General features: G+C 57.0%; 7 protein-coding genes and 1 pseudogene. 2 read left to right on the forward strand and 6 right to left on the reverse strand.

Annotated elements, in window-relative coordinates; all coding sequences use genetic code 11:
• A pseudogene (locus tag D8U69_RS23195) lies at positions 1-278 on the reverse strand (mechanosensitive ion channel family protein); the annotation flags it as partial.
• Between the two features lie 192 nt (positions 279-470).
• On the opposite strand from D8U69_RS23195, the gene D8U69_RS23200 reads away from it, so the two are divergent.
• Complete coding sequence (locus D8U69_RS23200) at positions 471-1,811, forward strand: DEAD/DEAH box helicase (protein ID WP_056853093.1); 1,341 nt, start codon at positions 471-473, stop codon at positions 1,809-1,811.
• Positions 1,812-1,977: 166 nt separating this feature from the next.
• Here D8U69_RS23200 and D8U69_RS23205 read toward each other — a convergent pair whose 3' ends face one another.
• Both D8U69_RS23205 and D8U69_RS23210 read right to left on the reverse strand, forming a co-directional pair.
• Positions 1,978-2,253 (reverse strand): hypothetical protein, encoded by a 276-nt coding sequence (locus D8U69_RS23205; protein ID WP_056853092.1) that lies wholly within the window; start codon positions 2,251-2,253, stop codon positions 1,978-1,980.
• 69 nt (positions 2,254-2,322) lie between these two features.
• Entirely contained in the window at positions 2,323-3,054 is a 732-nt protein-coding gene (locus D8U69_RS23210) for a thioredoxin family protein (protein WP_130908206.1), read from the reverse strand.
• Between the two features lie 172 nt (positions 3,055-3,226).
• Here D8U69_RS23210 and D8U69_RS23215 point away from each other — a divergent pair, with 172 nt between their 5' ends.
• Positions 3,227-3,616: a hypothetical protein gene (locus tag D8U69_RS23215; RefSeq protein WP_056853090.1), complete on the forward strand. Its 390-nt coding sequence runs from the start codon at positions 3,227-3,229 to the stop codon at positions 3,614-3,616.
• 56 nt (positions 3,617-3,672) lie between these two features.
• Here the strand turns inward: D8U69_RS23215 and D8U69_RS23220 are convergent, their stop codons facing one another.
• The 3 genes from D8U69_RS23220 to D8U69_RS23230 all read right to left on the reverse strand — a co-directional run bounded on the left by D8U69_RS23220 (position 3,673) and on the right by D8U69_RS23230 (position 5,729).
• The gene (locus D8U69_RS23220; RefSeq protein ID WP_130908207.1) at positions 3,673-4,542 is read right to left on the reverse strand and encodes a DUF6279 family lipoprotein; all 870 of its coding nucleotides are present in this window, start codon (positions 4,540-4,542) and stop codon (positions 3,673-3,675) included.
• A 77-nt stretch (positions 4,543-4,619) separates the two neighbouring features.
• Positions 4,620-5,342 carry a TorF family putative porin gene (locus tag D8U69_RS23225; protein WP_056853088.1) on the reverse strand — a complete coding sequence of 241 codons (723 nt, stop codon included), beginning with the start codon at positions 5,340-5,342 and terminating at the stop codon, positions 4,620-4,622.
• A 207-nt stretch (positions 5,343-5,549) separates the two neighbouring features.
• Positions 5,550-5,729: a hypothetical protein gene (locus tag D8U69_RS23230; protein ID WP_007946007.1), complete on the reverse strand. Its 180-nt coding sequence runs from the start codon at positions 5,727-5,729 to the stop codon at positions 5,550-5,552.
• Positions 5,730-5,737 lie beyond the last annotated feature (8 nt).

The raw sequence follows: 5,737 nt of genomic DNA on the forward strand, positions 1-5,737 counted from the left end.
TCCGGCACCAGGTGCAGGCCGAACTGGATCACCAGCGATGGCGTCATCTGCGCCAGGCGTTGAAACACCTTGTTGTGACGAAAGTCGTTGATCCAGTGCAACGCAGGCTGGCGGCCAAGCATTCGGCTGGCATGGAGGATCAGGTAGCGCGCCACTCGTCCGAGCAGCAGCGCTATGACCAGCAGCATCGCGAGCGCAAGGCCGGCATGCACGACGGGATGTTGATCGAGTGCACCCCAAAGGTCTTGGGCGTTGAGCCAGAGCTGTTTGATATCCATGGGTAAAAACGATTCTTCTGTGAGACGCGACGGGCGATTAGAGCATTTAAGACGCTTTGTATTACCTTCGGAGACAAATCAGGCAACAAAAAAGCCACTGTTTACTGTCGTTTGCATAAAGAAACTCGGCCTCGGCGCTCGAAACCGTTACCCTATGCAGCTGATTTTTTGTATTTCTTCGAGGTAGCACCCGTGTTTTCCCAATTCGCCCTGCACGAACGCCTGCTCAAAGCCGTGGCCGAGCTGAAATTTGTCGAGCCAACGCCTGTGCAAGCAGCGGCCATTCCGCTGGCGCTCCAAGGGCGTGACCTGCGGGTGACAGCGCAAACCGGTAGCGGCAAGACCGCTGCGTTCGTTTTGCCGATCCTCAACCGCCTGATCGGGCCGGCCAAGATCCGCGTCAGCATCAAGACCCTGATCCTGCTGCCAACCCGTGAACTGGCCCAGCAGACCCTGAAAGAAGTTGAACGCTTCTCGCAGTTCACTTTCATCAAATCCGGCCTGATCACCGGCGGTGAAGACTTCAAGGTCCAGGCCGCCATGTTGCGCAAGGTGCCGGACATCCTGATCGGTACGCCCGGGCGGATGATCGAGCAATTGAACGCCGGTAACCTCGACTTGAAAGAAGTTGAAGTGCTGGTGCTCGACGAAGCCGATCGCATGCTCGATATGGGCTTCGCCGATGACGTGCAGCGTCTAGTCGATGAGTGCACCAACCGTCAGCAGACCATGCTGTTCTCCGCTACCACGGGTGGCTCCGGTCTGCGCGAGATGATCGCCAAGGTCCTGAACAATCCTGAGCACCTGCAGCTCAACGCGGTCAGCCAGCTGAACGAAACCACCCGTCAGCAAATCATCACCGCTGACCACAACCAGCACAAAGAACAGATCGTCAACTGGTTGCTCGCCAACGAGACCTACCAGAAGGCCATCGTGTTCACCAATACCCGGGCGATGGCCGACCGTATCTATGGTCGTCTGGTGGCTCAGGAATACAAAGCGTTCGTGCTGCACGGCGAGAAAGACCAGAAAGATCGCAAACTGGCGATCGACCGGCTGAAGCAGGGTGGGGTGAAAATCCTCGTGGCGACCGACGTCGCCGCTCGCGGTCTCGACGTGGACGGCCTGGATCTGGTGATCAACTTCGATATGCCGCGCAGCGGCGACGAATATGTACACCGCATCGGTCGTACCGGCCGCGCTGGCAACGATGGCCTGGCCATCTCGCTGATCTGCCACGGCGACTGGAACCTGATGTCGAGCATCGAGCGCTACCTCAAGCAGAGCTTCGAGCGCCGCACCATCAAGGAAGTCAAAGGCACCTACGGCGGACCGAAAAAGGTCAAGGCTTCGGGCAAGGCCGTCGGCGTGAAGAAGAAAAAGACCGACGCCAAGGGCGACAAGAAGAAAACCGCCGCCAAGACCCCGACCAAACGCAAGAGCGTCAATCGCCCGAAAAGCGATTCGCTGGTGAGCAAGGACGGTATGGCCCCGCTGAAGCGTCGCAAGCCGGAAGCACCGGCGGCTGAATAAAGCGCCGTAGCGTTCTGGAAAAAACCCGGACAAAGTCCTGATTCTCTTCACCTAAGGACGAACATTGTACTTGTGGCGAGGGAGTTAGCTCCCTCGCCACAGGTTGCTGACGTTCTCTTACGTGAACAGCATCAAGGGCAAAGCCCGGGTTTTTTTATGTCTGTTTTCAGCTGTCGGCCTTCTTCTCTGCCGTTCCCAGCTCTTTCAAACGCTGATCGATCAACTGGCACTTGTCCGGCAGGTCTTTCGCAGCCGTTCCCAGGTCCATTTTTTGCAACTCATCGTTGATTTCCTTGGCCTTGGCCGGGTTCTGTTCGGTGAGCCTGGTGACTTCCTTGGCCAGTTGTTCGCGTTTGGCCGTGGCCTCTTCGGGCGTACAGGCCCAGGCAGGCAGTGCGCAAGCGAGGGTGGCGGCGAGGGTGAGCTTGAGCAGGTTTTTCATGTGTCAGGCCTCAGTTCCGGTTAAGGCGGGTTAACCGGTTGAGGCCTCAAGCATGGAAAAAGTTCAGATTCACCCATGGCAGCAACTTGCCGGGGCATTATCGTCATATTTATCGTGATGCTTCACCCACTCCATGATCTCCTCTTCATTTCGCCCCTTGGGCGTCAAATCCAGGTAGTTGTAGGCACCCACCAGCATGTCCAGGCCTCGGGCATAGGTCGAGTAGGTGTGAAAAATTTCGCCATCCTCGTTGCGATAAAACACGCTGAGGCCCGGAAGTTCTTCCTCGGAGCCGTCAGTTTTTTCGTAGTTGTAGGTGGCCTTGCCGGCGGCGACATCTTCAGCTCTGGCCGAGACGCCAAAGTCGTAATTGAAATCGCAGCCCTCTGACGAGACCCAGTCAAACTTCCACCCCATGCGTCGCTTGAATGCCTGGAATTCGGCGAAAGGTGCGTGGGAAACCGCCACCACTGCAACGTCATGGTGGGCCAGGTGCTGATTGGCGCCATCGATGTGGTCGGAAAGAAACGAACACCCGGGGCAACCTTCGTCCCAGCCCTCGGCGAACATGAAATGGTAAATGATCAACTGACTGCGGCCGCCAAACAGGTCGGCGAGCTTCAATTCGCCGTTCGGACCTTGAAAGTGGTAGTCCTTGTCGATTTTCACCCAAGGCAAGGCGCGGCGTTCGGCGCTGAGTTTATCCCGTTCCTTGGTGAAGGCTTTTTCGTGGGCCAGGTGTTGCTTGCGGGTGGCGAGCCATTCTTCCCGCGACACGACGGGATGGTTCTGAACGTTCATTGTTTTTTCTCCTGCGTGGGGCTGGGAGTGACTTACACAGCCTAGTCGTTTGGCATGCCTGGAATTCGACATGCCGCCGGTCGGTCGGGCTGAAAAATCCAGGGTGAACGGCCGCACGGCCTGCCGGTCACACACTATGAAGCCCCCACTCACGGGCACCGGAGGTTGCAGGATGACGACTTATAACTGGGATTTGATCGAGCGCTTGCTGCACGAGGTGCAGCGCGGCGAAGCCAGCTTTACCCCACGGCCCTATGCCGAGCAATACGCAGCAGAAAAGGCGTCGGAGGGTGAACAGACAGAGAACCTTGACCATCTGAAAGCGGTGGCGGGCGAATATGAAAAGCTCCTGCTGGAGCGGGGCTACATCGAACCTCGGCCTGAGGAACAGGGCGGCACCGGTGCCAACTACATTCTGACGCCCCGGGGCTCGAGTTTATTGAGCCTGATCGACAGCAGCATTCCGGGCAATGAGCATCCTCGGCAAGTGCTCGATGAACAGGAAGATGCGCTGGATGAGCTGACGTTTGATGAGGTCGCGTCGAAAGCGCAGATCGCCTGAATCACTAGTTTGCAGTCTGCGGCACACGGCATCCGCAGGCTGCGATCTTTTGATCTTCAACCCTGCTTTGCCGCTTTCAGGCACTTCAGATCACTGAAGTCTTTCTTCACGCCTTCAATCTTTGTCAGCAGCCGTTGACGTTGTTCCGGCGTGCTTTCTGCCATCAGGTCGACAAACAGCGAACGCGCTTGCGCTTCGGTTTTGGCAAAGGCCTGCCGATAAGCCGGTGTCCACAGGCGTTCTCGGTCGACCAGAAGCGTCTCGATTCGCTGTGGGAATTCTGGGCTCTGACGTTGGGCTACCGCTGCGCTGAATTGCTTTTGCCAGTGAGCACGGTTGGCAATCCACTCCGTATTCTGGTCGCCCAAGGCATTCGACCACGCCGCTACTCGTTGCCGCTGGGCCTGACTGAGTGGTCCGAGCCAGTCATTCAGGCGCTTTTCCATGCGTTCGCCGCGATCCTTGATCTGCTGATCAAGGGAGGGGTTTAGGTATTTCTCCTGACGTTTGCGCTGGTCTTTGGCGAACGCCTCGTTCATCTCTGCCACCTGTTTGTCATCCAGCCCCCGCAGCAACTGGACCGCTGACGGAGTGATTTCCCGCGCGGTTTCGGCGATCGCCTGCTTGGCTTCGGTGGCGCGGTCCTGCAGTGCGGCATCGGTGACCTGATTGCTGGCGACCATGTTTTGCAAGCGGTCCAGCCAGTCAAGGTAGCCGGGCATTTGCGTGGAGCAGTGCCAACTCAAATGTTCCTTGAGGCGCTCGTTAAACCAGCCTTTCTGCTCGCCGTTCATGTCCAGGTAATCGCTGAGCGTCCAGGGAATGATCACATCGAGGTTGCGATAGGCCAGGCCCATGCGACTGCACGCGCCCAGGGTCAGGCTGCAGATGAGTGCACAGGCGATGTATTTTAACCAGCGAGACATGGGCGAATCCTTGCGAAGGCCTGGCTTCGGAATCTGATTCTCATGTGAACGCAAGAGGAGGCCGGCAGTTCAGCCGATCAATAGAAGCTGCGTTCGGCCTTGAGTGTGACAAGTCCGTCACACTGGTTGTTGTGCCCGGAATAGGCTGAACAAGTGCTGCCACTGAGGCTGGAATCACTGTAGATCAGGTCAAGGTCGATTCCCATGAAGGGGCGGGACAACTTCACCGACCAATCAGTGAAACTGCCTACGTAACCACCGTCCACCGCCACCGGAGTATTCAACTGGTGGGTGGTGTATTTCATACTGATCCCGATGCCGAAGGGCTCATTGCCGCTGAGATTGGCGAACAGGGTGCTGTTCTGTTTGTCCGGGTCGTTGCTCAACGCAACGCCGAAACGGCTGCCCAGCAAGGTCAAGCCTGCGAACAGTTCCTGACTGTCGAGGGTTTCCACTTCGGGATAGCTGTAATGAATGATGCCCACTTCGTAACCGAGCGTTTGGTCGAAGGGCTGTTTAAAGCCTGCGTAGGAATCGATTTCGAGATTTTTCCCGGGACTGATTCCCATGCTGGGTGACCATTGGCCGAAGTAGAAACCGCTGTCATGGGTCAGGTCCAGGCCACCATGGAATGAACCGACGGCGGAAGGTTTGACCAGACCCTGGGCCATGCTGCGAGCTGGGTTGGTACCGAGTTTCAGGTCGAAATCGCCCAGCTCGCGCTGAAAAACCTGACCTTGGGCAACGGAGCACGCCAGTAGACCGCCGAGTAGTAAGCAAAGGCAGGAGAGTTTTTGCATGCGTCACTCCATGAACAGCGAGTGCAGGCGGTTTGGCCTGCTGAAACGCTTGATCTAGACGCGTGCAAGGATACCGGCGAATGACAGGCATCGAGGGCCATTCGTCGATTTTTACGAGATTGGTGATGTTGGGGGGAGGCTATTGCAGAGTTCCAGTCCAGACGCTTCGAAGCTCAAAGCGCCCAGGGACCAGGTAAGGCGTGGTTTTTACTTTTTGCCCAGCGTGATCTGCTTGGACGGGCCGAATGTCTGGCCGCTTACGCCTTTGGCAATTTGCTGGATTTCACCGCCGGATTTGAGGAATGCAGCGATCTGGTTATTGATCGATTCGCTGGTTTCGACGGCTGGAGCTGGCTTTGCTTTGCTGTTGGATGCTTTTACGCGCATGGCGGCCA

It is taken from the genome of Pseudomonas sp. Sample_16 (genome assembly GCF_004307665.1).
GTDB lineage: Bacteria > Pseudomonadota > Gammaproteobacteria > Pseudomonadales > Pseudomonadaceae > Aquipseudomonas.

Coding starts and splice junctions, on each gene's coding strand:
- D8U69_RS23220 (WP_130908207.1), bottom strand. CDS start 4,542: ATGTCTCGCTGGTTAAAATACATCGCCTGTGCACTCATCTGCAGCCTG.
- D8U69_RS23205 (WP_056853092.1), bottom strand. CDS start 2,253: ATGAAAAACCTGCTCAAGCTCACCCTCGCCGCCACCCTCGCTTGCGCA.
- D8U69_RS23230 (WP_007946007.1), bottom strand. CDS start 5,729: ATGCGCGTAAAAGCATCCAACAGCAAAGCAAAGCCAGCTCCAGCCGTC.
- D8U69_RS23215 (WP_056853090.1), top strand. CDS start 3,227: ATGACGACTTATAACTGGGATTTGATCGAGCGCTTGCTGCACGAGGTG.
- D8U69_RS23210 (WP_130908206.1), bottom strand. CDS start 3,054: ATGAACGTTCAGAACCATCCCGTCGTGTCGCGGGAAGAATGGCTCGCC.
- D8U69_RS23225 (WP_056853088.1), bottom strand. CDS start 5,342: ATGCAAAAACTCTCCTGCCTTTGCTTACTACTCGGCGGTCTACTGGCG.